Below are 21933 nucleotides of genomic sequence, written 5' to 3'. Positions count from 1 at the left end.
TCATGCAGGAGCCGCTAGGCGAGGACCGCCAGGCGGGACTCCGGGCGGCCGCCGAAGAGGGCGCGGTCCAGGGAGAGCCGGCCGGCTCCGGTGAGGGCCAGGGCGAAGGATGCCGCGGCCAGCAGCAGCACGAGTTCGTAGCCTCCGTTTGCCGCGAACACGCCGGCAGGCGCGTGCACCAGGAACAGGGCGCCCAGCATGTCCAGGACGAGGAGGGCGGCCACCACGCGGGTGAGGATCCCCAGGATCAGGGCAATACCGCCGGCAAGTTCCAGGACCGCAATGGCGGGCGCCATGACGTCGGCGGCCGGAATGCCCATCTTGGCGAAGGAAGCCTGGGTGCCGGCGATGGTCCATTCGTTGAACTTCTGCCAGCCGTGGGCTGCGAAGAGAAAACCAAGGATGATGCGGAGGGCGGCAAGGGCAGTAGTGGTCAGTGCTTGCTTGTTCATGCCTTCCACTGTTCCCGATATATAGTTGAAGTGTCAACTAAGTTGCCTTGGTTGTGGGATTTGTCATGCCGGAGGCGGTCCGGCCGCAGGCGCGGTTAAGCTGGCAGCGTGCCCCAACAACCTGCCCTTGCCGCCGCGGCCGGCACCCGCGCCCCCGCCCGCGAAATTCTCCGCCTCGCCGTCCCTGCCTTCGGGGCGCTGGTGGCTGAACCCCTTTTCCTGCTGGCGGACTCTGCCATCGTGGGGCATCTCGGCGTCGCCCAGCTCGCGGGGGTGGGGCTGGCATCAGCCGTGCTGCAGACCGCCGTCGGACTAATGGTCTTCCTGGCCTACTCCACGACACCCGCCGTGGCCCGCGCCATCGGCGAAGGGCAGCTGGGCAAGGCGCTGACCGCGGGGCGCGACGGCGTGTGGCTGGCAGCCCTCCTCGGCGTACTGCTGGCGGTGGCCGGGTTCGCCGCGGCCGAACCGCTCATCGACCTGCTGGGCGCGGAGGGCAGTGCCCGCACGTTTGCCGTCGACTATTTCCGCTGGTCCATGCCGGGCCTGGTGGCGATGCTGCTGATCTTCGCCGGCACCGGCGTGCTGCGGGGGCTGCAGGACACCCGGACTCCGCTGGTGGTGGCCACGGCCGGATTCGGCGTGAACATTGTGTTGAACCTGTGGCTGGTCTATGGCCTGGGCTTGTCGGTAACCGGTTCGGCGATCGGCACCAGCGTGGCCCAGTGGGCCATGGCCGCGGTCTATGTGGTGATGGTCCGCCGGAACGCCCTCCGCCACGGCGTAAGCCTGCTGCCCAGCTGGCGGGGGATCCGCAGCATGACCCGCGTCGGATCCTGGCTCATGCTGCGCACGCTCAGCCTGCGGGCAGCCATCCTGGCCACGGTGCTGGTGGTGACGGCCCAGGGTGAGGTCAACCTCGCCGCCCACCAGCTGGCCATGACCATTTTTTCCTTCCTGGCGTTCGCCCTGGATGCCCTGGCCATCGCCGCGCAGGCGCTCATCGGGAAGGAGCTGGGTGCTTCGAATGCCGGCAGGGCCAGGCTTCTGACCGGCACCATGATCAGATGGGGCGCGGGGTTCGGCGTGGTGACCGGCCTGCTGCTGGCCGTGGTTGCCCCCTGGGCAGGAGCCCTGTTCACCCCGGATCCCCAGGTGCAGTCGGCGCTCACGGTCGCCCTCTGGGTCCTGGCTGCCGGGCAGCCCATCGCCGGCTACGTCTTCGTCCTGGACGGGGTGCTGATCGGCGCGGGCGACGCCCGGTACCTCGCCCTCGCCGGGCTGGTGAACATCGCCATCTACGTGCCGCTGCTGGCCTGGGTGGCATTCTCCGGTGCCACCGGCGCCGCAGGGCTGGGCTGGCTGTGGGCCGCTTTTGGCGTGGGATACATGGCCGCGCGGGCACTCACGCTGGGCGTGCGCGCCCGGTCCGACCGTTGGATGGTCCTGGGTTCCGCCTGAATTGAGTGCAGGCAAAGTGGGTGCAGTGCCGGTTCGACCTTCCGGCAGCCCCCACTAAACTGGACCGGTGACGCAACCATCCACCCCTGCGGGCGCTGCCCCGGGAACTGCCCCCCGTAACGACCTTTGGAAGCCGGTCCTGCTGCGCTCGGCTGCTGCCCTGGCATTCGGTGCCGTGACGGTGTTTTGGACTTCGCCTTCCGTGGAGGTCATGGGCTGGGCCGGCGGCCTGTATCTCCTGGCCACCGGCGTGGTTTCCCTCCGTGCCATCCCTGCCGCGGGGATTGCCCCGAAGTCGCTCCCCGGCAAGCTGCTTTCCGCCGCCGGCGCCGTCCTGGCCGGCGCAGGCTTTGCGGTGCTCCTGCTGCACAGCGACCTGCTGTTCGGGGTGATTGCCGCCCTGGGCCTGGGGGTGGCCGGTGTCCTCGAGCTGGCCTGCGGCCTGCAGCACAGGGGCCGCCACGTCCTGGCACGCGACTGGATAGCGTCCGGGATCATCGGGATTGGAACAGCGGTGCTGCTGCCGTTCTTCATCAACCTCGGCGCCCACGCCCTGCTGGGCGTGGCCGGTGGAGGGGCGATTATTTCCGGGGTCCTCTGGGTGCTGTCCGGCCTGACCCTGCGGCACGATGCCCGGGGCGGCGCAGGAAAGCCGTAAACTAGGAGGAGCGCCCTTCTACTTTCTGTAGAAAATCGGGTGCGAAACCGCAATTCGTACACCAGGCCGGCCGTGCGCCGCCTGCAGGGAGGAACCACCGTGGCTGACCAGCATCAAGGAAAACCGCGCAAGCTGCGGACCTCGGTGAAGGGGCCGCTGATGTTTTCGGCCTTCTGGGCCGTCGTCGCCTTCGTTGCAGTGTTGATCTTCGCCTCCGGGGGAAGCGCCCGGGCGCCTCGCTTCGACCTCGCCTTCACGGCGGCCGGCATCGCTTTCATCGTGACCCTGGTGATCGCGGCCATGCTCTCAATGAGCTACAAGGAGAACGCCGAACACCTGGGCAAGGGTTCGGGCGTGAACCTGAGCTCGGCGCCCAAGGCATCCCCCCACGGAGGATCCGGCCACGGCTTCGGTACTCCGGGCAGCCAGAACCCGCCGGCATCCGGCGACGGCGCCGACGGCACACCCCAGCGCTAGGGCCACACCGGCGCACAACGGAACGCTGGCAGCGCCGGCCTGCTAGTTCGCGGCCGCCTGCCTGGCCCGGTAGGCCGCAACGTGGGCCCGGTTGGCGCAGTTTCCCGTGTCGCAATACCGCTTTGACCGGTTGCGGCTCAGATCCAGCACGGCGGCATCGCAGTCGTCGGATTCGCAGGTGCGCAGCCGCTCCATCTCCTTGCCGCGGATCACGTCTGCCAGCGCCATGGCTGCCTCGGTACTCATCCGGTCCGCCAGGGGAGCCTCCGGTGCCGTTGCATGCAGATGCCAGTCCCAGCCGTCGTGCTTCATCAGCTGAGGCAGTGCGTTCGCGTCCCGCAGGAGCCGGTTGACGGTGTCAACGGCGGCATCCTCATCTGCTGTCCACACCGCCGCCAGTTCACGGCGCAGCTGCCGCACACTCTCCAGTTCCGCGGCATCCCGGGCCCGTCCCCCGGAAAACCCCTCAGCGGCCAGGAAGGCATCCAGGTCCGCAACCGAGGACAGTCCTTCCCTGCCATTCGCGGCGGTATTGATGAGGTTTACCACCGTCCGCAGCGCCACCTCAGTGTCAGGGGCGAAAACCATGTTGACTCCTTACAGCACTCGGGCGTAGTGTCATGGGCATTACCCCACTTTACTCCTGACAGGAGGCGACGTTGCCTGCCGCCAACAACCACACCACCACAGGGCTTCCCACCGGGCGGCCCGGCTTCCTGGCCTCCGGAATTGGGACCGCGCTCTTCTCTTCCGCAGTCTTTGGCCTGTCCGGATCGTTCGCCAAGTCACTGCTGGAAACCGGCTGGTCGCCGGGGGCGGCCGTCACCGCCCGCCTGACGGGTGCCGCCCTGATCCTCGCCCTGCCCGCCGCCTGGGCGCTTAGGGGCCGCTGGAACCAGCTGCGGGACAACTGGCTCACCATCATGCTGTTCGGGCTCATCGGGGTCGCGGCCTGCCAGCTGTTCTACTTCAATGCGGTGGCCCGGTTGTCCGTGGGAGTGGCACTCCTGCTGGAGTACCTTGCCCCGGTGATCATCGTCCTGTGGCTGTGGGCGGCCAGCCGCCGGCGCCCCCGGCTGCTGACCTCCGGCGGAACACTGCTGTCCCTGGCCGGGCTGGTGCTGGTCCTTGACCTCACGGGAGCCGTGAAAGTGGACCTGGTGGGCGTCCTCTGGGGGATGGCGGCGGCCGTGTGCCTGGCCATCTACTTCTTCATCACGGCCAGGGAAAACGACACCCTGCCTCCCATCGTGCTCGCATCCGGCGGTCTCCTGACGGGCGCGGCGGTCATGTGGCTCGCTGCCGCCACCGGCCTGCTGCCCATGGCGTACAGTACCGCGGACACCACGCTTGGTCCCTGGACCACTCCCTGGTGGGTATCCCTGGCCGGGCTGGTGGTGCTCGCCACCGTACTCGCATACACCTCGGGCATCATGGCCGCCCGGGCCCTCGGCTCCAAGGTGGCCTCCTTCGTGTCGCTCACCGAGGTCCTGTTCGCCGTGCTGTGGGCGTGGCTGCTGCTCGGGGAACTTCCCGGCGCCATCCAGCTCCTCGGCGGAGTCCTGATTGTCGGCGGAGTCATCCTGGTCCGGGTGGATGAGCTGCGGGCCCCCGCCGCCGCCGGAGAGCGCGCCGGGGTTCCGGCATCACCCCTGGAACACGCGAACGACGTCGAACCCGTCCCCTAGGCGGACCTGCACAGCCAGGCGCCGGCGTCGGACGCCAACAAAAGATGCAACAAAAAAGGGCAGGGACACCGGTTGGTGTCCCTGCCCCCGCCAGCGGCGGTAAGCCTAGTGGGAGGCCTGGCTCTGCTCTTCAGCGTTGCGCTTGGCCTGCGAGCCGGCTTCCTTCAGTGCCTCGGCAACCTTGGTGAGCATCGCGGTGTGGGTACCGGACCACTCGTTGCGGAACTTGGTTGCGTCCGGGCCTTCCCAGTTGGTGCTGCTCAGAACCTTGGTGAGAGTGGACTTCTGCGTCTCGATCTCGGACGCCCCTGCCTGAAGCTTGCTGCCGAGCTGGCGAAGCTGCTCAACGTCTGCACCCCAAATAGCCATCAGTTTCTCCTTGTTAGGTTGTGGATCCGAACCAGATCGGCATCCCCAGCGGCCCCCCGGCTCATCCGGAAGATCCATTGCCTAAAACCTATCCCGGGCCCCCAAACAGTGTCGATGGGCAGCCCTGCCCATGCCGGGCTCCCCATGGACGCCGGGTGGAGACCATGAAAAAAGGGGTCGATCCCAGGCGTTGGAAGAGCCTAGCATGGCGGTATGTGCCGGAATATCCGAACCCTCCACAACTTCGAGCCACACGCCACATCCGAGGAAGTGCATGCGGCCGCACTGCAGTATGTCCGCAAGATCAGCGGCAGCACCAAGCCGTCAAAGGCCAACCAGGAGGCCTTTGACGACGCCGTGCATGAGATCGCGCACATCACGCAGCATCTGCTGGATGCGCTGGTGACGCAGGCCCCGCCCAAGGACAGGGAGGCGGAGGCGGCCAAGGCCAAGGCGCGTGCCGCGGTGCGGTACGGCGCGGCCTAAGCCCCCGCCCGCAGCGCCGGGACTGCGGCTACTTGCCGAAGCTCCGCAGCCGCAGCGAGTTGGTCACCACCAGGACCGAGCTGGCGGCCATGGCGGCGCCGGCGATCATCGGGTTGAGCAGCCCCAGGGCGGCCACCGGGATACCCACCGCGTTGTAGAAGAACGCCCAGAACAAGTTGGTCTTGATGGTGCCCAGGGTCTTCCGGGACAGCTCAATGGCCTGCGCCACCTGGGCGAGGTCGTTGCCCATCACCGTCAGGTCCGCGGCTTCGATGGCCACATCCGTGCCCGATCCCATCGCAATTCCCAGGTCGGCCTGCGCCAGCGCCGCAGCGTCATTGACGCCGTCCCCGGCCATGGCCACCGTGGCACCGCCGGCCTGGAGCTTCCGTACTGCCTCGACCTTTCCTTCCGGCAGGACGCCGGCGTAGACATCGTCCGGAGCGATGCCGACGGCGGCAGCCACCCGGGCGGCCACGGCGGCGTTGTCACCGGTCAGCAGGATGGGCCGCAGGCCCAGTGCCTTCAGCCGGTCGACGGCGGCCGCGGACCCCGCCTTGACCGTGTCCCTGAGGCTGATGATTCCGGCGGCTTTCCCGTCCACGGCGACGCAGATGGCCGTTGCGCCGCCCTCTTCCGCCGATGCGAGCGTGGCCAGCTGGGCGGCGTCCAGAATGATCCCGTTCTGCTTTAGCCAGCCGCGCCGCCCGGCCATCACGGCCATGCCCTCAACGCTTCCCGACACTCCGCCGCCCGGCGCGGAACTGAAACCCTGCACGGATGGCAACGTGCCGGCGTCGGCCGTGGCGCCCGTGGACGGGACCGCGGGAGCTGCGGCAGCGATGGCGCGGGCCACCGGGTGCTCGGAGGCTGCCTCGACGGCTCCGGCAAGCCGGAGGACGGCCTCGTCCTGGAAACCGGTGAAGGCTGCCGTGGCGTCCACGGCCAGGACGCCGGTGGTGACCGTGCCTGTCTTGTCCAGCAGGATGGTGTCCACGGTGCGGGTGTCCTCCAGGACCTGCGGGCCCTTGATCAGGATGCCCAGCTGCGCGCCGCGGCCGGTGCCCGTCAGCAGGCCTACCGGCGTGGCCAGGCCCAGTGCGCAGGGGCAGGCAATGACAAGCACGGCGACGGCGGCCGTAAAGGCCTGCCGAAGGTGGTCGCCATCAGCGGCCGGGCCGGCGAGGAGGAGCCAAAGCACGAACGTCACGACCGCCAGTGCCAGGACCACCGGCACGAAGACCGCACTGATCCGGTCGGCGAGCCGCGCGATGGGCGCCTTCCCGGTCTGGGCCTGCGACACCAGCCGCGCCATCTGGGCAAGGGTGGTTTCGGAACCAACCCGGGCAGCCCGGACCAGCAGGCGGCCGGACGTGTTGATGGTGGCGCCGGTGACACGGCTGTCCGGCCCCACCTCCACGGGGACTGATTCACCCGTCACCAGCGAGGCATCAACGGCCGAGGCGCCGTCCACCACCACGCCATCTGTGGCGATCTTCTCTCCCGGGCGGACCACCAGGACGTCGCCCACCTGCAGCAGGTCGGCGGGGATCCTCTCTTCCTTGCCGTTGCGCAGGACTGTGGCATCCTTGGCGCCCAGGTTCAGCAGTGCCTGGAGGGCGTCACCGGCCTTCTGCTTGGCATTGGCCTCCAGGTACCGGCCCAGGAGCAGGAAGGTGGTGACAACGGCCGCCACCTCGAAGTACAGGCCGCCGGACATGCCCTCCATGCCAGGGTGCTCAGTCATGCGTGGATCCGCCAGCAGCTGCCAGGCCGAGAACAGGTACGCCGAGGCCACCCCGAGGGACACCAGGGTGTCCATGGTGGAGGCGAAGTGCCGCGCGTTGATGGCGGCCGCGCGGTGGAAGGGCCACGCGGCCCACGTGACCACCGGCAGCGCCAGCACCGCCGCCACCCAGCCCCAGTTGGCGAACTGGAATGCCGGGACCATGCTGACCAGGAACACCGGGACGGTCAGGACTGCGGCCAGAATGAGGCGCGGGCGGAGCAGGGACGCAGGGATTGCAGCGGGCTCAGCCGCGGTGCCGGCTTCCGGGCCTGCGGGGCGCTGCTGGCGTACCCGGGCCTTGTAGCCGGCGGCGTTGACCGTATCCACCAGCTGCTCGTCGGTGACGCCGTCCGGGACCGTGACGTAGGCCGACTCAAGTGGCAGGTTGACGGTTGCGGCCACTCCGTCGAGCTTGCCGAGCTTCTTTTCCACGCGGTTGACGCAGGACGCGCAGGTCATCCCTTCGATGTCGAGTTCGACGACGCGGGTGCCCGGCGGGTGGAGCAGTTCCTGGTGGCTCATTGTCAGCTTTCCGGTGGTGGAAGGGTTTCTAGGCTTCGTTGGCAACCATCAGGTAGCCGGCTTCGGCTACGGCTTCGCCAATTTCCGCGGGGGAGAGTTCCTTGCCTGAAGTGATGGTCACGGTGGAGATGCCGCCGGCGTTCAGGTCCACGGCCACTGCTTCAACGCCGTCGATGGCTTCGAGTTCTTCGCTGACTGCCGACACGCAGTGTCCGCAGGTCATGCCCGAGACGCTGATGGTTGTGGTGGTGGGTGAGGTGGTGCTCATGGCTTGCTCCTTCATGTGGTGCCGGCGGTGGCCGGGTTGGTGTGGGGGTGTGTCAGCGAAGCAGCCGGCCGATGGCGTCGGCAGCTTCCTTTACCTTGGCATCGATGGCTTCTGCGCGTGCGTCGGGGTCCGGCTCGGAGGCCGCCCCCACCACGCAGTGGCCGATGTGTTCCTCGACCAGCCCAAGGCTGACGGCGTGCAGGGCCTTGGTGACGGCGGCAACCTGGGTCAGGATGTCGATGCAGTACTTGTCCTCATCCACCATCCGGGCAATGCCCCGCACCTGGCCCTCAATGCGCTTCAGGCGGCGCAGGTACGCGTCCTTGTTTCCCGTGTACCCGTGCTGTGGGGCAGCATCATCCTCCGCAGCCGGCTGTTCGGCCGCCGCAAGGGCTTCTTCGGTAGCGTTCATGGAGCCAACATATACCCCATGGGGGTATCTATGCAAGTACCCCCTGGGGGTATCTGCAGAAGTGCCGCGGCGCGCGGAAGGCCCGGTCCGTCAGGGCACAAAAAAGCTCCGGAGTGCGTTATTGGGGGATACGCACTCCGGAGCAGCTCTTGGGCAATTCCGGCTTCCACCTGGGTGGATCGGCCTTGCTTGAATCAGCTTACTGGCTGGTACGGGACTGCGCCAGCACCGAGAATAACTACTTTCGCTTTACTTTAATCACGCCCGGAACGGAGGCATTTTGCCCTGGATGCGCCGGTCATGGCCGGTCCTCATGGGCGGGCATCCGGTAGGGAACCACCAGCACCGGCCGGCTTTGATGGTGGCTGAGCCACGCCCCAACGGACCCACCCAAAGCCTCGGAGAGGCGATGGGACAATCCACGTTCCGAGGTTCCCACGATGATCATGGGGGCATCCACTTCCGCGGCCAGCTGTCCCAGCGCACGGGCTGCGTCTCCCGTAAGGGTGCGGAAGGACCAGTCAGGGGGGCTGCCACCGGGCAGCTTGTCCACGGTGGCCTGAACCTGTGCTTTGAGCTCCGTTGCGAGTTCCAGCATGTCGTCATCAGCGTCCGGGTGCCGGGAAAGGCGGTGGGCGGAACGAGCCGGATCCCACTCCACGAGGTAGCTGGCTTCGTCCACGTACGCGCAGACCAAGGGGGCGCCCAGCCGGGCAGCCAGGGTGGCCGCGGTCTGGATGACCTCCGGGTGCTGTTTGGGCATGATCCCCACCAGCAGCGGGGCCCCGTCGAAATGTTCCCACGTCATGCTGCCCATTGTCCGCCCGCCCAAGGCCGCCTGAACAGGTGCGTTAGGCCCGGGCAGGTCCCGGAGCTAGGGAACTGCGGGGTAGGCGGTGACAACCACGTTCCTGCCCCACGGATCTTCCGTGTAGCAGCTGATGAGGACCAGCCGGTTGGGCACCATGTCCCAGACCGGGCTGTCCTTGAGGCCGGTCTTCAGGTAGGTCGTGACGCTGTCCACGCGGTAGCTGATGGTTCCGGCCGGAGTCTGGACATCAAGCAGGTCGCCAATGGCCGCGGCGGAACTGAGGTGGTTGAACGGGGCGTCCGCGCCCTCCCAGCTGTGGCCGATGACGTAGGTGGTGTTGCCGGAGCCCTTCCCGGGGGTGCCGAAGGCCGTGAGCCAGTACCCGTCCTTGGTGGCAGGGGGTTCTATGGTGCGGCTGGCCTGGGCTTCTCCGTCCAGGTCCAGGGGTTGGACGGCTACGTCAAAGGCGGCGGCCGGGTAACGGATATGGGTTGGCTGGGCAGCCGGGGGAAGGGCAGGTGTTGCCGCCGCCGGACGGGCCGGAGCCTGGGCGGCCGCCGCTGCCGGCTGTGGCACACCGGTTTCCGCCATCGGGGCCGCTGCCCCGGCAGGCGCCGCGGCGGCGCGGACGCCGGGAGTCGAAGTGGAGATGCCGGGGACGGTCATTACGGGTGCCTCGTGGAAGAGGGGTGCGCCCGCCGTAAACGACAGGAAGGTGAGGACGCCGCAGCAAAGGATGGCCAGATCGCCCCTGTTCCACCGCTGCCAGGTGGCGATGCGTCGCCCTGGCGCTGCGTGCCGGCGTCGGTCCTGTGGCATGGCATTTCCTCACGGGTGGTCGGTGGAAAGGAAGGAAGGCGCCCTGCCGGGCACTGGCAGGACGCCTTCCTTGTCGGGAAGCCACGGGAAGTGGCGGATGGCGGGCTAGCCGGCGGTGTGCAGTGGGCGTGGCCGGCGGCGTACTGCCACTGCTGCTCCTGCGGCAGCCAGCGCTCCCACACCTGCAAGCCAGCCGGGCGCGCCGTCAGCGGCGCCCACAGCCGTCTGGGCGTTGTAGCCCTGGTTGGTTCCCACGCTGGCGGCCGCTGCGGCGGGGGCTGCCTTGGGAGCGGCGGCCTGCTGGGCAGGGGTTGCCTGGGCGGGTACGGCTGCCGGTGCCACCGCTGCCGGTGCCACCGCGGCCGGTGGCACCACCGCAGGGGTTTCCGCAACAGGGCTCTCCGCCGGAGGCTGCACCGCGGGTTGTTCCACAGGCTGGTCGACGACGACGGGCGTTTCGTTGGGCGGGGGAGTCACCGCTGGCGGTTGCCCAGCTGGCGGCGTGACCACGGGAGGGTCGACGACGGCGGGCGGGGTAACGACGGGCGGTGTGACCACGGGAGGGTCGACGACGGCGGGCGGGGTAACGACGGGCGGTGTGACCACGGGAGGGTCGACGACGACCGGCGGATCCACGGGATCGAGCACCTCGCCGGGCGGCAGCGGGGCGCACTTGGCGACGTAGAGCGCCTTTCCGGCGCTGGTCCAGTTCTTGCCCGGCGATTTGGACGTCGGCGGAATGATGTCCAGCGGATGCTGGTCGTGGCCGCCAAGCCCATTGATGCTGAATTCCAAAGGTGCCCAGGTGCTGCCGTCGCTGTGGCAAACGGTGACTTTCTCTCCCGCGGCCATGGCAGGCGCTGTGAGGCTGATCAGGCCGAGCCCAACCACCCCCAGTGTGGCTAAGGTGCGTTTCATGTCTTCTCCCCATATGTGCGTGAAACGGACCGTGGCGGGGGACGGCCAGCGGTGGCGCCGTATGCCCCAGCAGCACGGTCAGCTTGCTTTGAGATTTCAGGCTAAGGGCGCCTCCCGGGGCAGTCGCCAGTAGGGGGTACTTGTCTTTCACCGGGGCAGGCCGGCCAAGTTACCTGCCAGTACCCTAAAGCCGGCCTGCGCCACCTGCTTCCGCGCCGGGACCTTGTCCGCCGCGTGGGCCGCGCCTAACGTTTTAAGTGAAGCAAGGAGGGGAATCGTGGAAATCTTCATGTGGTGGCTGGACCTGGACCTCGCCAGCAAGGAGTGGCTGCGCCAAAACCTCCATTCAGAGGAACTGCCGCTTCCGGTGCTCCAGGGGATCGCAGAGGCGGGCGGTCCGCACCCCGGCAACCCCGCTGCTGTACTGACTGCCGCGGACTGGGACTTCATCGAGACCCAGTCGGAATTCGTGGACTGACCCCCGACCGCCGGCAGTTCGGGAGCTGAAGGGGGCCTGTACCCGTTGCGCCCTGGCCGCTCCGGTGGTTGCATGGTCCGCATGGCAACGGCGGCAGAATCATTCCTCCTGGCAATCGGCACCAAGAAAGGGCTGTGGCTCGCCACAAGCCGGGACAGGCGGGAGTGGTCCTTCACCGGCCCGCATTTCCTCATGGCTGAAATCCCCAGCATCGGAATCGATACCAGGGAGGGCCGCACCCGCATCCTGGTGGGCGTCCGCAGCCCGCACTGGGGGCCCACGGTTGCACACTCCGATGACCTGGGCGCCACGTGGTCCGAGCCGGAACATGGTGCCATCACGTTTCCCGAGGACACCGGCGCCGCCCTGGACCGTGTGTGGCAGATCTATCCGGACGCAGAGTCCCGTCCCGGGGTGGTGTGGGCCGGCGCCGAGCCCATCTCTGTCTGGAAGTCCACGGACGGCGGCGAGCACTTTGAGTTGAACCGGGGCCTGTGGGACCACCCGCACCGCAGTGAATGGGGAGCCGGCTATGGCGGTGCAGCGGCACATTCCATCGTGGTGGACCCTGCCGGTGAAACCGTGCACGTCGCCATGAGCACCGGCGGCGTGTACCGCTCGCTCGACGGCGGCACGTCCTGGGAAGCGCGCAACAAGGGCATCTCGGCCTACTTCATGCCGGACCCAAACCCGGAGTTCGGCCAGTGCGTTCACAAGATCGCTGCCGATGCCGCGGTGGCAGGACGCCTCTACGCACAGAACCACCACGGGGTCTACCGGACAGACGACAATGCCGACAGCTGGAACTCCATCGCCGAGGGCCTGCCCGCGGACTTCGGCTTCGTGATGCTGACGCATCCGCGCCGGGACGGGACCGCCTGGGTTGTTCCGCTGAAGGCCGACGGCGAACGCATTCCTCCCGACGGAAAGCTCGCCGTCCACCGCACGGACGACGCAGGGAACAGCTGGAAGCGGCTCAGCACCGGACTCCCCGGGCACGAATACAACAGCGTGCTCAGGGACGCCGCCTCGGTGGACACGGCCGAACCCGCCGGCGTCTACTTCGGCACCCGGGGCGGGTCCGTCTACGCGAGTGCGGACGAAGGGGAGACTTTCAGTGAAGTGGCATCGCACCTGCCGGACGTCCTCTGCGTCCGGGCGGCAGTGGTGGCCGGTGCCTGAGATCTCGCTGCTGCTTCCCGGTGTCCTGCAGCCGCTGGCCGGCGGGCAGGCCGTCCTGTCCACCCGGGCCGACGGGCCGGTGACGGTGGCACACCTGCTTGACGCGGTGGCCGCGGACTATGCCGTGCTGGGCCGGCGGCTCCGCGACGAGACCGGCGCCCTGCGCAAATTCGTCAACATCTATGTGAACGGCGACGAAGTCCGGCGCCTGCAGGGCCTGGACACCGAGGTACAACCGGGCCAAGAAGTGCTGGTGATCCAGTCCGTTGCGGGTGGCTAAGCCGCGCCCGAAGTCCTGACCGCCAAACGATTCCAAAATCGTTGACAATTTCGTCCGCGATCCGTACCGTCGGTTTCGTGCAGTGGTGATCGACTGCACCCATTCCTAGCGATGATGCGACAGGAAGGTACAGGGTGGCCGCGAGCCTGAGCCTCAAGGACGTCAGCCTGCACTTCGGCGGGGTCAAGGTGCTGCAGGACGTCAGTTTCGACGTCGAGCCCGGCGTGATCTTTGGCCTGGTGGGCCCGAACGGTGCCGGCAAGACCTCCCTGTTCAACTGCATCAGCGGCCATTACCGGCCAAGCTCCGGTTCGATTTCCATCGACGGGACCGAGGTTTCCGGGAGCGCCCCGTCCCGGATGGCCCGCCTTGGACTTGCACGCACCTTCCAGCATCCGGCACTGCAGCTGAACGCCACAGTTCTGCAGAACGTGCTCCTCGGAGGGCACACGCGGCTGCCCGGCGGCCCGGTCTCGTGGGCGCTCAGGATGCCCTACACCGTCCGGGCCGAGCGCGCCGTCCGCAGCGAGGCGCTCGAACTCCTCGCCAAGGCCGGGCTGGGCTGGGCGGCGGATGTGCCTGCCGACGAACTATCCCACGGGCTCCATAAAGGCATCGAGCTGTGGCGGGCCCTTCTTTCCAGGCCCGCACTGCTTCTTCTCGACGAGCCGGCAGCCGGGCTCTCCCACGGGGAAGTTGAACAACTCATCGCCACCGTGAAGCGCCTCCGCGCCGAGCAGGACGTCACCATCATCATCGTGGAGCACCACATGGGACTCATCTCCGCGCTCACGGACCAGGTGGTGGTCCTGGACCACGGACGAAAGCTGATGTCGGGAACTGCGGCGGAGGCCCAGTCCGATCCGCGCGTCATCGAGGCCTACATTGGGAAGGACGCCGCTGATGACGCTGCTTGAACTCACGGACGTGACAGCGTCCTACGGCCCCGTGCAGGTCCTGGACGGGGTCTCGCTCAGCGTGCCGGACGGCGGGTCCGTGGGCATCCTGGGTGCGAACGGGGCGGGCAAGACCACCACTCTCCGGGCCATCAGCGGCAGCGTCAGGACCGGTGGACGGATCAGGTTCGATGGCCGGGACATCCGGGGCCTGCGGCCGGACCAGGTGGCCGCGCTGGGCATAGCCCACGTGCCCGAGGGCCGGGGCACGCTGGGCCAGCTGAGCGTGCGCGAGAACCTGATGGTGGGCTCCTACCTGCGCAAGGACCGGAAGGCGATCGCCGGCGATATCGACTACTGCCTGGACCTGTTTCCGCAACTGCAGGACAGGGTTGGCTCGCGGGCAGCGGCACTCTCGGGCGGCGAACAACAAATGCTCGCGGTGGGCCGCGCCTTCATGGCCAAACCCAAACTGCTGCTCCTGGACGAAGCCTCGCTGGGGCTGGCGCCCAGTACCGCCAAGGCGGTCTACCAGGCCATCCGCAGGCTGCGGCTCGAGTCCGGGATCGCCATGCTGGTGGTGGAACAGAACGCGAACCTCGCGTTCTCCCTGGTGGATACCGCCACCGTCCTGGAAACGGGCCGGAACGTCCTCACCGGAACCTCGGCCGAACTCAAGGGCATGGACGAAATCCGCCGCGCCTACCTGGGAGGCTGACCGGCATGGGAACCTTCATCCAACTCGTGGTCGACGGCCTCGCCACCGGCTCCATCTACGCCGCCCTGGCCCTGGCCATCGTGCTGGTGAACCAGGCCACCGGCCTGATCAACTTCGCGCAGGGCGGCATGGCCGTGCTGTCCGCCTACATCGCCTACGTTTTCGTGCAGCTCGGCCTGCCGCTCATCCTGGCCATCATCATTGCCATTGTCCTGTCCTTCCTCTTCGGCGCACTGGTGGAACGCTTCCTGATCCGGCGGTTTGAACGGGGGGATCCGGACACCGCAGTGGTGGTGACCATCGGCCTGCTCACCCTGGTCACCGGCATCTGCGCGGTCCTTTGGGGCTACAACAACCTGGGCTTCCCGTCGCTTTTCCCGCTGACCAGCGTTGAAATCCTGGGGGCCGTGGTAAGCGTCAGGTCCCTTGCCACCGCCGTGACCATAGTTGTGATCATGGTGGTCCTGCAGCTGCTCTTCCTGCGCACCAAGCTGGGACTGGCCCTTCGCGCCGTTGCCGACAACCCGGCGTCGGCCGCTTTTTCCGGCTTGCCGGTGGGCCGCCTGCTCATGGTGGGTTGGGGACTTGCCGCCACCCTGGGGGCGATTGCCGGCGTCCTGGTGGCTCCGCAGCTGACCCTCACGCCCGGCATGCTGGACACCGCACTGGTTTACGCGCTCGCAGCCGTGATCCTCGGCGGCCTGACCAGCCCCATCGGCTGCGTGGTGGCGGCATCGGCCATCGGTGTCCTGGAAAACCTGGTGGCCGTCTACGTTCCCCTCATTGGCCACGACCTCAAAATCGCCGTGCCCTTCGCGCTGATCTTCGTCATCCTCATCGTTCGCCCCCAGGGCCTGTTCGGCAGAAAGGTCGTGGTGAGGGTCTGATGAACGCCGTTGCCGCCACCGCCCGCAGGCCATGGGTCCGGATTGTCCTCGCCGCCGTCGTGGCCGTGGTGCTGATCGTGGCCCCGCTGGCCCTGCCGGCCTTTGCCAACCAAACGCTGGTCCGCATCGGTGTCTATGCCGTGGCGGTGCTCGGGCTGAACATCGTCATGGGCTACACAGGCCAGGTCAACCTTGGGCAGATCTTCTTCGTGGGGCTGGGCGCCTATGTCACCGCGTACGGCGTCAACCATGGCTGGAACATCCTGCTGGTGTTCGCCGCCGCCTGCGCCGTTGCCGGCGTGGTGGGGCTGCTGGTGGCCCTTGCCGCCGCCCGTCTGGGCGGCCTTGCCATCGCGATGGTCACCATCGCCCTCCCGATCGTCGGCGTGCCCCTGGCCAAGCGCCTCTCCGAATTTACCGGCGGCTCGCAGGGGATTTCCGCGCGGTTCACGGACGCCCCGGACTGGTCCGGGCTGGACAACGACCAATGGCAGTTCTACATCGTCCTGGTGGTGGCGGCCGCGGCCTTCCTGCTGGCGCGGAGCCTGGTCCGGGGCAAGTACGGGCGGGCATTTGCGGCCGTCCGGGAAAACGAGGCCGTTGCGGCCTCCATGGGCATTTCGCCCTACCGGACCAAGGTCCTCGCCTTCACCATCGCCTCCATCTTCGGCGGCGCCAGCGGCTTCCTGTACCTCGCGGCCGTGCAATACACCTCGCCTGAGACCCTCAGCTTCGGCCACTCCATCAGCCTCCTGGCCGCGATGGTCATCGGCGGAGCCGGAAGCATCGCCGGTTCCCTCCTGGGAGGCGCCTACTACGTCTTCGTCCCGCAACTGACCAACGCCATCGACCCCAACCTCACCACCATCAGCCAGGGCGCCATCCTTCTGGCGGTGCTGTTCCTGCTGCCCGGCGGCCTGGTCAGCCTGCCCCGGGTGGTGCGGCGGCTGGCCCGCCGGACCGATGCCGCCCGCGGCCGCTCCACCGGCCGTTCCACCGCGGCCCCTCCAGCGCAGACCTCCGAGCAGAACGCTCCAGCGCGCCATCCGGTACCGGACAGTGCGCTGGATGGACACGAACAAACAGAGAGGCAGGATGGACCATGAAGATGAGAAAGAAGCCCGGCGGGGTACTTGGCATCGTTGCCGTGACGGCCGCCGTCGCGCTTTCCCTGTCCGGATGCAGGGGTGACAGCGGCGGCCAGGGCGGCGGTTCGGCATCCTCCCCGGGGATCACGGACTCGGCGATCACGCTGGGGATCACCACGCCGCTCAGCGGCGCCACTGCCGGGCCGGGCAAGTGCACGGTCGCCGGGGTCTCGGCGTACTTCGGGGCCGCGAACGCCGCCGGCGGGGTGAAGTTTGGTGACGGCAAGACGCGCACCGTAAACATTAAGTCCTACGACGACGCCTACGACCCACAAAAGTCCCTGGCCAACTTCCAGCAGATGGTGTCCGACAACGTGTTTGCCGCCACCGCGGGCCTGGGGACGCCCACCAACAGGGCATTCCGTGACGCTGCCATCAGCCAGAAGGTCCCGCAGGTGCTGGTGATGACCGGTGACCCGCTCTTCAGCGACCGGAAGCAGAGCCCCTGGCAACTGGGCTTCGTGCCCGTCTACCAGAATGAGGGTGCCGCGTTCGGAAAGCTCCTGGCGAAGTCGGGTGCGCAGCACAAGGTGGCCATCCTGTCGCAGAACGATGACTACGGCAAGGGCTACGTCTCGGGTTTCAAGGAGGCCATCCAGGGGGCGTCCAACATTTCGGTGGTGGGCGAGCAGACCTATGAGGCCACCGATACGTCCGTTGATGCCCAGCTCACCCAGCTGGCCTCCTCCGGGGCGGATGTCTTCTTCAACGCCATGTCCATCACGCCGCTGACCATCGCCTCGTTGCAGAAGGCGCAGCAGATCGGCTGGAAGCCCAGCTGGTTCCTGCCCTCCAACACGTCCAGCCCCACAGCGATCCTCGAACCGGGTGGCGCCTCCGCCTACCCCGGCATCTACTCAGTGTCCTTTGCCAAGGCACCGCAGAGCCCGGCGTTCGCCAAGGACCCCGACGTCGTCAAATTCCTCGACGAACTGAAGAAGTACGGAAACTACCCGGACATGCCGGCCTTCCCGCACTGCATGTGGAGCTACATGGTGGGGGCCACCCTTGAAAAGGCGTTCCAGAACATGAAGGAGCCCACGCGGGACAGCTTCATGACGGCGCTGCGGGATATCAAGGACCTGAAGGCGCCACTGATGCTGGAGGGCACGTCGGTCAACACGACGGTGGATGGCCAGCCGGCCGTGTCCTCGGTGGTGGTGCAGAAGTACAACGGCAAGGGCTATGCAACTGCCGAGAACTTTGGCTGATCAGCCCCGGGTCTGATCAGCTCCGGGCGGCGCTTGGCACCGGCCTCGTGCCGCCCGGAGCTTCCAGGGCGTCCACCAGTTCCAGCCCGCGCCGGGCCCACGCAATCTCCACAAGCGCCCGGTCCACCAGGCCCTCGTAGGTGAACCTTTTAAAAGCGATGGTCCGTTCGCGGTCGGCCGGATCGGTCACGGCCAGGCGGCGCACCAGCATTGGGTTGTCCACCTGGTCGATGCGCTGGAGCTCACCCTCCCATTGGGCGAGTTCGGACTCCCATTGCTCCTTGTGCCGGCGGAAGAACGCACGGGCGGCCTCCGGCGACGCCGCTTCAAGGTAGGCGGCCCGCAGGTGGGCGGGGTCGCGGACCCGGGCGTACTCCAAGGGGGTCTGCATCCAGTCGAGGAAGGCCTGGTTTCCGGTATCCGTCACGTGGTACAGCCGCCGCGTGGCGCGCTGGCCCCTGGGCTGCTCCTCACCCTCGATGAGGTTCTCCGCTTCCATCTTGCGCAGCTCGGGGTAGATCTGGGAGTCGGGGGCATGCCACACGTGCCCCACCGACATGGAGAACTGCTTCTGCAGTTCGTAGCCTGACAGCGGGCCCACGCGCAGCAGCGCAAGCAGCGCGTACCGAAGGCTCATGCGGTACTCCTCCAAGGGCTCAAGGAAGGTGCGGGGGCGCACTCGCCCCCGCACTCCGGGGTCCCCAGCCTAGGCCGACTGGTAGTTCGTCCGCCACCCGCCGTGGTACGTGGCGCGCGCCACGGTGGAGTAGGGCACGGGGCTGACCACGGCCCGCACTTCAGTCTGCACATGGGGTTCGACGGCGGCCTTGGCGGTTCCGCCGTTCGGCTCACCCCACACGACCTTGAGTTCCGTGCCTTCCGGGACGTTGGGATCGATGGTGGCCAGCGACAGGGCCCGGCGTTCGTTGGCGCTGTAGCCGGTGAACATCGAGTAGCCCACCACCGTTCCGTCGGCGTCCACCACCGAGTCGTAGTTGGCCGAGCCGTAGTTTGCCAGGGGCAGGTCAAAGAACTTGTAGCTGGGTCCGTCCACGTTGAACAGCGACGCGAAGATGGAGGTGACATCTTCCGCGTCCCAGGCCAGGGTGACCTTCTTGCGCTGGGCGGCGGGGTCGATTTTCTGGAGTGCGTCGCGGCCAATGAAGTCGTGGTCGAACTTGACGAACGAGCCGTAGCCCAGCTCCCACGGGGTCAGGTAGTAGTCCTCGATGTTCCCGGACACAAACGAGCCCGCCAGGGTCCCGGTGGCTTCGTAGCCGTCAGCGGGCAGCCATTCGCGGTAGCCGCGCTCCGCTTCGCCGGTGTAGATGGCGGGCAGCGGCGACGGGATCCAGCCGGACTCGAGGGTGTTGGACGGGTACGCCCGGGAACCGACGGGGACCAGCCCGAACTCGGCTCCGGCCTCCACGATCGCGTCGCGGATGCGGTCGTGGTCCGCGTACGGTCCCCACACCTCCAGGCCCGGTGCGCCGGCCATCCCGTGCCGCAGGGTGCGGACGGTGGTGCCGGCGATGGCCATGGTGGACATGTTGAAGAACTTGAGCTGCTCCAGTGCGCCGCCGTTGAGCTTTTCGATGACCTGCCAGGCATTGGGCCCCTGGATCTGGAAGCGGTAGTACTGGCGGGTCACCGGGTGGCCGTACGGCCGCGACGGTGAGCGCCGGTCCACAGTGATGTCCAGGTCCCGGTAGCCGCCCGTCTCGCCGTGGTAGAGCAGCCAGTTGGCCGCCGGGGAGCGGCCGACGTATACGTATTCGTCCTCCGCCTCGTGGAAGAGGATGCCGTCGCCGATCGCGTGCCCGGACTCGGTGGTGGGCACGTACTGCTTGGCTTTGTTCACCGGGAAGGTGGCGGTGGAGTTGATGGCGGTGGCGGTGATCAGCTTGATCGCGTCCGGGCCCTTCAGGAACAGGTTGTCCATGTGGTGCGACTGGTCGTACAGCACGGCCGTCTGCCGCCACGCGGTCTGCTCCTTGATCCAGTTCTGGAAGTCGGCCGGGACCACCGGGTAGATGTAGGAGCCGATCTGGGAGTTGCGGAGGAGGTCAACCGCCCCCTTCGACGCGTCGAGGACTTCCTGCAGGTTTTTCGGTGCCACGTTGAACCTCTTGTTCTGTATCGGATTGGTGGTGGGTCTTTAGAAGACGATGGTCTGGTTGCCGTGCCGGATGACCCGGTCCTCGGCATGCCACTGGACGGCGCGGGAGAGCACCGCGCGTTCCACGTAGGCGCCGCGCGCCTGAAGATCCAGGGCGGAGTGCCCGTGCGTTACGCGGGCCACGTCCTGTTCGATGATGGGCCCCTCGTCCAGGTCCTTGGTCACGTAGTGCGAGGTGGCGCCGATCAGTTTGACCCCCCGCTCCTTGGCCTTGCGGTAGGGCGCGGCGCCCACGAACGCAGGCAGGAAGGAGTGGTGGATATTGATCAGCGGCACGGAAACCGAGTCCAGGAATCCGGGGGACAGGATCTGCATGTACCGGGCCAGCACCACGAAGTCCACGTTGCCCTCCAGCAGCTTCAGGATCTGGGCCTCCGCTGCTGCCTTGTCCGGCCCGGCGGAGGGGACGTGGAAGAACGGAACGCCAAAGGCCCGCACATCCTCGGCCGTGTTCGTGTGGTTGGAGATCACCATGGGAATGGTCACCGGCAGTTCACCCCTCCGGTGCCGCCAGAGCAGTTCCAGCAGGCAGTGGTCGGAGGTGGATACCAGGATGGCCATGCGCTTGGGGATGGAGCGGTCGGTCAGGGTCCAGGACAGCCCCAGCGGGGTGAGGGTCCTGGCGAGGTCGGCCTCGATCTCAGGCATCGCGGCGGCCAGGTCCGGCCGGTTGAAGACCACCCGCTGGAAGAAGTCGCCCGACGAAGGATCACTGGAGTACTGGTCCAGGGAGACGATGTTTCCCCTGTTGCGGGTCACCAGGGCGGCCACCGCAGCCACGATGCCCGGCTGGTCCGGCCCGTGGACGATCAGGCAGGACTGGTCCTTGCGGGATTCAGTATGCAGGACCATCGGATGCCGTCCTAGTCCTCTTCCGCGGTGAAGTGCCGGACCCAGTTGGCCGTGGCCAGCAGGCCGCCAAACGTATAGAAGTGCAGGCCAACCTGCCCCGGGAGGCGCCGGTCCTGGCCGGGCGCACGGTCGGCAAGGACGGCGGCCAGGTCGTTCACGAACCGGTCCGGGCCGGCATCGCCCATCAGGTTGGTCAGCGAGAAGCCGTATTTCTTCACGATCATCGCGTTGGCGCCCACCCCGAAACGGCGCGCAAAGCCCAGGAGCCGTTTGACTCCCGCCGGGCCGGGGGTGCCCACGCGGATCGGTGCCTGGATTCCCCTGGCCCGGACCTCGGCGATCCACGCAGCAACCGGTTCGGTGTCGAAGGCGAATTGGGTGATGATGGAGGCGCCGAGGTCCTGCGCGGCGAGGGCTGCGGTCTTGTCCTCCAGCGCCCGCCAAAGGTCTTCCTTGCGGATATCGGGATGGCCCTCCGGATATCCGCCGATTCCCACTTCCCGGACCCCGAACTGCTGCAGGAGGCCGGTGTTGACCAGCGCCAGGGAGTCTTCGTACGGGCCCTCGGGTTCTGCGGGGTCGCCGCCCACCACGAACAGGTGCTCGGCGGCGCCCACATCCGCCAGGCGCTGAAGGAACTTTTCGAGCTCGCCCTTCGAAGCCAGCCGGCGCGCCGAGACGTGCGGCACGGGGATGAATCCCAGGTCCCGGGCGGCCTTGGCGGCGGCCACCCGCATCTCCAGGTCCTCGTTGCCGAGGAAGGTGACGTTAATGCGGGTGCCCGGCGGAATCCTGTCTTTTGCTTCGATGAGGGCGGGAATGTCCTTGCCGGTCATCTCCAGCGAGAAGTTGTTGATGAGTTCCAGGGATGCTGCCCGGTTGGGGGCGGGCATGATTCGAGTCGCCATCAGGTCATCCTTTCGGCGGGTGCAGCGGTGCACCCACCTCTAAGATTACCTATGTGCATAGGTA

At 67.5% G+C, this 21933-nt stretch carries 26 protein-coding genes; 13 read left to right on the top strand and 13 right to left on the bottom strand.

The annotated features are described in order from the left end of the window. Positions 1–14: 14 nt before the first annotated feature. Positions 15–452, bottom strand: a complete 438-nt coding sequence (locus MRBLMD1_RS06340; RefSeq protein ID WP_364398277.1) for a DoxX family protein — start codon at positions 450–452, stop codon at positions 15–17. Positions 453–560: 108 nt separating this feature from the next. Between MRBLMD1_RS06340 and MRBLMD1_RS06335 the strand changes: the two genes are divergently transcribed. The 3 genes from MRBLMD1_RS06335 (at position 561) to MRBLMD1_RS06325 (ending at position 3048) form a co-directional block, all read left to right on the top strand. Continuing rightward, complete coding sequence (locus MRBLMD1_RS06335; protein WP_364398275.1) at positions 561–1913, top strand: MATE family efflux transporter; 1353 nt, start codon at positions 561–563, stop codon at positions 1911–1913. Positions 1914–1980: 67 nt separating this feature from the next. Beyond that, positions 1981–2571, top strand: a complete 591-nt coding sequence (locus MRBLMD1_RS06330) for a hypothetical protein (RefSeq protein WP_159629504.1) — start codon at positions 1981–1983, stop codon at positions 2569–2571. A gap of 99 nt (positions 2572–2670) precedes the next feature. Then, positions 2671–3048, top strand: a complete 378-nt coding sequence (locus tag MRBLMD1_RS06325) for a hypothetical protein (protein ID WP_275181675.1) — start codon at positions 2671–2673, stop codon at positions 3046–3048. A 42-nt stretch (positions 3049–3090) separates the two neighbouring features. Here the strand turns inward: MRBLMD1_RS06325 and MRBLMD1_RS06320 are convergent, their stop codons facing one another. Beyond that, positions 3091–3636 (bottom strand): CGNR zinc finger domain-containing protein, encoded by a 546-nt coding sequence (locus tag MRBLMD1_RS06320; RefSeq protein ID WP_159629508.1) that lies wholly within the window; start codon positions 3634–3636, stop codon positions 3091–3093. Between the two features lie 71 nt (positions 3637–3707). Between MRBLMD1_RS06320 and MRBLMD1_RS06315 the strand changes: the two genes are divergently transcribed. Further along, positions 3708–4736, top strand: a complete 1029-nt coding sequence (locus MRBLMD1_RS06315) for an EamA family transporter (protein ID WP_364398272.1) — start codon at positions 3708–3710, stop codon at positions 4734–4736. Positions 4737–4841: 105 nt separating this feature from the next. Here MRBLMD1_RS06315 and MRBLMD1_RS06310 read toward each other — a convergent pair whose 3' ends face one another. Next, positions 4842–5105 (bottom strand): WXG100 family type VII secretion target, encoded by a 264-nt coding sequence (locus MRBLMD1_RS06310; RefSeq protein ID WP_110545130.1) that lies wholly within the window; start codon positions 5103–5105, stop codon positions 4842–4844. A gap of 213 nt (positions 5106–5318) precedes the next feature. Between MRBLMD1_RS06310 and MRBLMD1_RS06305 the strand changes: the two genes are divergently transcribed. Next, positions 5319–5591 (top strand): DUF2277 domain-containing protein, encoded by a 273-nt coding sequence (locus MRBLMD1_RS06305; RefSeq protein WP_224023850.1) that lies wholly within the window; start codon positions 5319–5321, stop codon positions 5589–5591. A gap of 28 nt (positions 5592–5619) precedes the next feature. Here the strand turns inward: MRBLMD1_RS06305 and MRBLMD1_RS06300 are convergent, their stop codons facing one another. From MRBLMD1_RS06300 to MRBLMD1_RS06275, 6 genes are all read right to left on the bottom strand, one after another. Next, positions 5620–7902 carry a heavy metal translocating P-type ATPase gene (locus tag MRBLMD1_RS06300; protein ID WP_364398269.1) on the bottom strand — a complete coding sequence of 761 codons (2283 nt, stop codon included), beginning with the start codon at positions 7900–7902 and terminating at the stop codon, positions 5620–5622. A gap of 28 nt (positions 7903–7930) precedes the next feature. Further along, positions 7931–8170: a heavy-metal-associated domain-containing protein gene (locus MRBLMD1_RS06295; RefSeq protein ID WP_364398267.1), complete on the bottom strand. Its 240-nt coding sequence runs from the start codon at positions 8168–8170 to the stop codon at positions 7931–7933. A 52-nt stretch (positions 8171–8222) separates the two neighbouring features. Beyond that, positions 8223–8582 carry a metal-sensitive transcriptional regulator gene (locus MRBLMD1_RS06290; protein ID WP_364398265.1) on the bottom strand — a complete coding sequence of 120 codons (360 nt, stop codon included), beginning with the start codon at positions 8580–8582 and terminating at the stop codon, positions 8223–8225. Positions 8583–8880: 298 nt separating this feature from the next. Beyond that, entirely contained in the window at positions 8881–9390 is a 510-nt protein-coding gene (locus MRBLMD1_RS06285; protein WP_224023842.1) for a universal stress protein, read from the bottom strand. 66 nt (positions 9391–9456) lie between these two features. Further along, complete coding sequence (locus MRBLMD1_RS06280) at positions 9457–10212, bottom strand: class F sortase (RefSeq protein WP_364398263.1); 756 nt, start codon at positions 10210–10212, stop codon at positions 9457–9459. A gap of 105 nt (positions 10213–10317) precedes the next feature. Then, complete coding sequence (locus MRBLMD1_RS06275) at positions 10318–11130, bottom strand: hypothetical protein (RefSeq protein ID WP_364398261.1); 813 nt, start codon at positions 11128–11130, stop codon at positions 10318–10320. Positions 11131–11407: 277 nt separating this feature from the next. Here MRBLMD1_RS06275 and MRBLMD1_RS06270 point away from each other — a divergent pair, with 277 nt between their 5' ends. The 8 genes from MRBLMD1_RS06270 (at position 11408) to MRBLMD1_RS06235 (ending at position 17930) form a co-directional block, all read left to right on the top strand. Then, positions 11408–11608 carry a hypothetical protein gene (locus tag MRBLMD1_RS06270; RefSeq protein ID WP_159629526.1) on the top strand — a complete coding sequence of 67 codons (201 nt, stop codon included), beginning with the start codon at positions 11408–11410 and terminating at the stop codon, positions 11606–11608. Between the two features lie 72 nt (positions 11609–11680). Next, entirely contained in the window at positions 11681–12790 is a 1110-nt protein-coding gene (locus MRBLMD1_RS06265; protein WP_159629528.1) for a WD40/YVTN/BNR-like repeat-containing protein, read from the top strand. Then, positions 12783–13070 (top strand): MoaD/ThiS family protein, encoded by a 288-nt coding sequence (locus MRBLMD1_RS06260; RefSeq protein WP_159629530.1) that lies wholly within the window; start codon positions 12783–12785, stop codon positions 13068–13070. The genes MRBLMD1_RS06265 and MRBLMD1_RS06260 overlap by 8 nt, the downstream gene beginning before the upstream one ends. 134 nt (positions 13071–13204) lie before the next feature. Then, positions 13205–13987: an ABC transporter ATP-binding protein gene (locus tag MRBLMD1_RS06255; RefSeq protein WP_159629532.1), complete on the top strand. Its 783-nt coding sequence runs from the start codon at positions 13205–13207 to the stop codon at positions 13985–13987. Further along, the gene (locus MRBLMD1_RS06250; RefSeq protein WP_255173762.1) at positions 13974–14684 is read left to right on the top strand and encodes an ABC transporter ATP-binding protein; all 711 of its coding nucleotides are present in this window, start codon (positions 13974–13976) and stop codon (positions 14682–14684) included. The genes MRBLMD1_RS06255 and MRBLMD1_RS06250 overlap by 14 nt, the downstream gene beginning before the upstream one ends. 5 nt (positions 14685–14689) lie before the next feature. Beyond that, positions 14690–15571, top strand: a complete 882-nt coding sequence (locus tag MRBLMD1_RS06245; protein WP_159629536.1) for a branched-chain amino acid ABC transporter permease — start codon at positions 14690–14692, stop codon at positions 15569–15571. Then, complete coding sequence (locus tag MRBLMD1_RS06240) at positions 15571–16677, top strand: branched-chain amino acid ABC transporter permease (RefSeq protein WP_364398257.1); 1107 nt, start codon at positions 15571–15573, stop codon at positions 16675–16677. The genes MRBLMD1_RS06245 and MRBLMD1_RS06240 overlap by 1 nt, the downstream gene beginning before the upstream one ends. Beyond that, positions 16674–17930, top strand: a complete 1257-nt coding sequence (locus MRBLMD1_RS06235) for an ABC transporter substrate-binding protein (protein WP_224023830.1) — start codon at positions 16674–16676, stop codon at positions 17928–17930. Before MRBLMD1_RS06240 ends, MRBLMD1_RS06235 begins: the two co-directional genes overlap by 4 nt. Before the next feature lie 16 nt (positions 17931–17946). On the opposite strand, the gene MRBLMD1_RS06230 is transcribed toward MRBLMD1_RS06235, so the two are convergent. From MRBLMD1_RS06230 to MRBLMD1_RS06215, 4 genes are all read right to left on the bottom strand, one after another. Further along, positions 17947–18567, bottom strand: a complete 621-nt coding sequence (locus MRBLMD1_RS06230) for a PadR family transcriptional regulator (protein WP_159629540.1) — start codon at positions 18565–18567, stop codon at positions 17947–17949. A gap of 69 nt (positions 18568–18636) precedes the next feature. Next, positions 18637–20049, bottom strand: coding sequence for a vanillate/3-O-methylgallate O-demethylase (gene ligM / locus MRBLMD1_RS06225; RefSeq protein WP_364398254.1), 1413 nt, complete (start codon positions 20047–20049; stop codon positions 18637–18639). Between the two features lie 39 nt (positions 20050–20088). After that, positions 20089–20961: a formyltetrahydrofolate deformylase gene (gene purU, locus MRBLMD1_RS06220; protein ID WP_364398252.1), complete on the bottom strand. Its 873-nt coding sequence runs from the start codon at positions 20959–20961 to the stop codon at positions 20089–20091. Between the two features lie 11 nt (positions 20962–20972). After that, complete coding sequence (locus MRBLMD1_RS06215; RefSeq protein ID WP_364398250.1) at positions 20973–21869, bottom strand: methylenetetrahydrofolate reductase; 897 nt, start codon at positions 21867–21869, stop codon at positions 20973–20975. Between the last annotated feature and the right edge of the window lie 64 nt (positions 21870–21933).

It is taken from the genome of Pseudarthrobacter sp. LMD1-1-1.1 (assembly GCF_040676255.1).
Classification (GTDB): domain Bacteria; phylum Actinomycetota; class Actinomycetes; order Actinomycetales; family Micrococcaceae; genus Arthrobacter.
The sequence above is the reverse complement of the archived record's forward strand: the minus strand, read 5'-3'. Positions and strand labels throughout refer to the sequence as shown.

What these genes read in the sequence shown, in the direction of transcription:
- MRBLMD1_RS06240 (WP_364398257.1), top strand. Translation starts at nt 15,571, where the DNA reads ATGAACGCCGTTGCCGCCACCGCCCGCAGGCCATGGGTCCGGATTGTC.
- MRBLMD1_RS06265 (WP_159629528.1), top strand. Translation starts at nt 11,681, where the DNA reads ATGGTCCGCATGGCAACGGCGGCAGAATCATTCCTCCTGGCAATCGGC.
- MRBLMD1_RS06250 (WP_255173762.1), top strand. Translation starts at nt 13,974, where the DNA reads ATGACGCTGCTTGAACTCACGGACGTGACAGCGTCCTACGGCCCCGTG.
- MRBLMD1_RS06230 (WP_159629540.1), bottom strand. Translation starts at nt 18,567, where the DNA reads ATGAGCCTTCGGTACGCGCTGCTTGCGCTGCTGCGCGTGGGCCCGCTG.
- MRBLMD1_RS06285 (WP_224023842.1), bottom strand. Translation starts at nt 9,390, where the DNA reads ATGACGTGGGAACATTTCGACGGGGCCCCGCTGCTGGTGGGGATCATG.
- MRBLMD1_RS06245 (WP_159629536.1), top strand. Translation starts at nt 14,690, where the DNA reads ATGGGAACCTTCATCCAACTCGTGGTCGACGGCCTCGCCACCGGCTCC.
- MRBLMD1_RS06300 (WP_364398269.1), bottom strand. Translation starts at nt 7,902, where the DNA reads ATGAGCCACCAGGAACTGCTCCACCCGCCGGGCACCCGCGTCGTCGAA.
- purU (WP_364398252.1), bottom strand. Translation starts at nt 20,961, where the DNA reads ATGGTCCTGCATACTGAATCCCGCAAGGACCAGTCCTGCCTGATCGTC.
- MRBLMD1_RS06295 (WP_364398267.1), bottom strand. Translation starts at nt 8,170, where the DNA reads ATGAGCACCACCTCACCCACCACCACAACCATCAGCGTCTCGGGCATG.
- MRBLMD1_RS06280 (WP_364398263.1), bottom strand. Translation starts at nt 10,212, where the DNA reads ATGCCACAGGACCGACGCCGGCACGCAGCGCCAGGGCGACGCATCGCC.
- MRBLMD1_RS06290 (WP_364398265.1), bottom strand. Translation starts at nt 8,582, where the DNA reads ATGAACGCTACCGAAGAAGCCCTTGCGGCGGCCGAACAGCCGGCTGCG.
- MRBLMD1_RS06215 (WP_364398250.1), bottom strand. Translation starts at nt 21,869, where the DNA reads ATGGCGACTCGAATCATGCCCGCCCCCAACCGGGCAGCATCCCTGGAA.
- MRBLMD1_RS06310 (WP_110545130.1), bottom strand. Translation starts at nt 5,105, where the DNA reads ATGGCTATTTGGGGTGCAGACGTTGAGCAGCTTCGCCAGCTCGGCAGC.
- MRBLMD1_RS06320 (WP_159629508.1), bottom strand. Translation starts at nt 3,636, where the DNA reads ATGGTTTTCGCCCCTGACACTGAGGTGGCGCTGCGGACGGTGGTAAAC.
- MRBLMD1_RS06235 (WP_224023830.1), top strand. Translation starts at nt 16,674, where the DNA reads ATGAAGATGAGAAAGAAGCCCGGCGGGGTACTTGGCATCGTTGCCGTG.
- MRBLMD1_RS06340 (WP_364398277.1), bottom strand. Translation starts at nt 452, where the DNA reads ATGAACAAGCAAGCACTGACCACTACTGCCCTTGCCGCCCTCCGCATC.
- MRBLMD1_RS06305 (WP_224023850.1), top strand. Translation starts at nt 5,319, where the DNA reads ATGTGCCGGAATATCCGAACCCTCCACAACTTCGAGCCACACGCCACA.
- MRBLMD1_RS06275 (WP_364398261.1), bottom strand. Translation starts at nt 11,130, where the DNA reads ATGAAACGCACCTTAGCCACACTGGGGGTGGTTGGGCTCGGCCTGATC.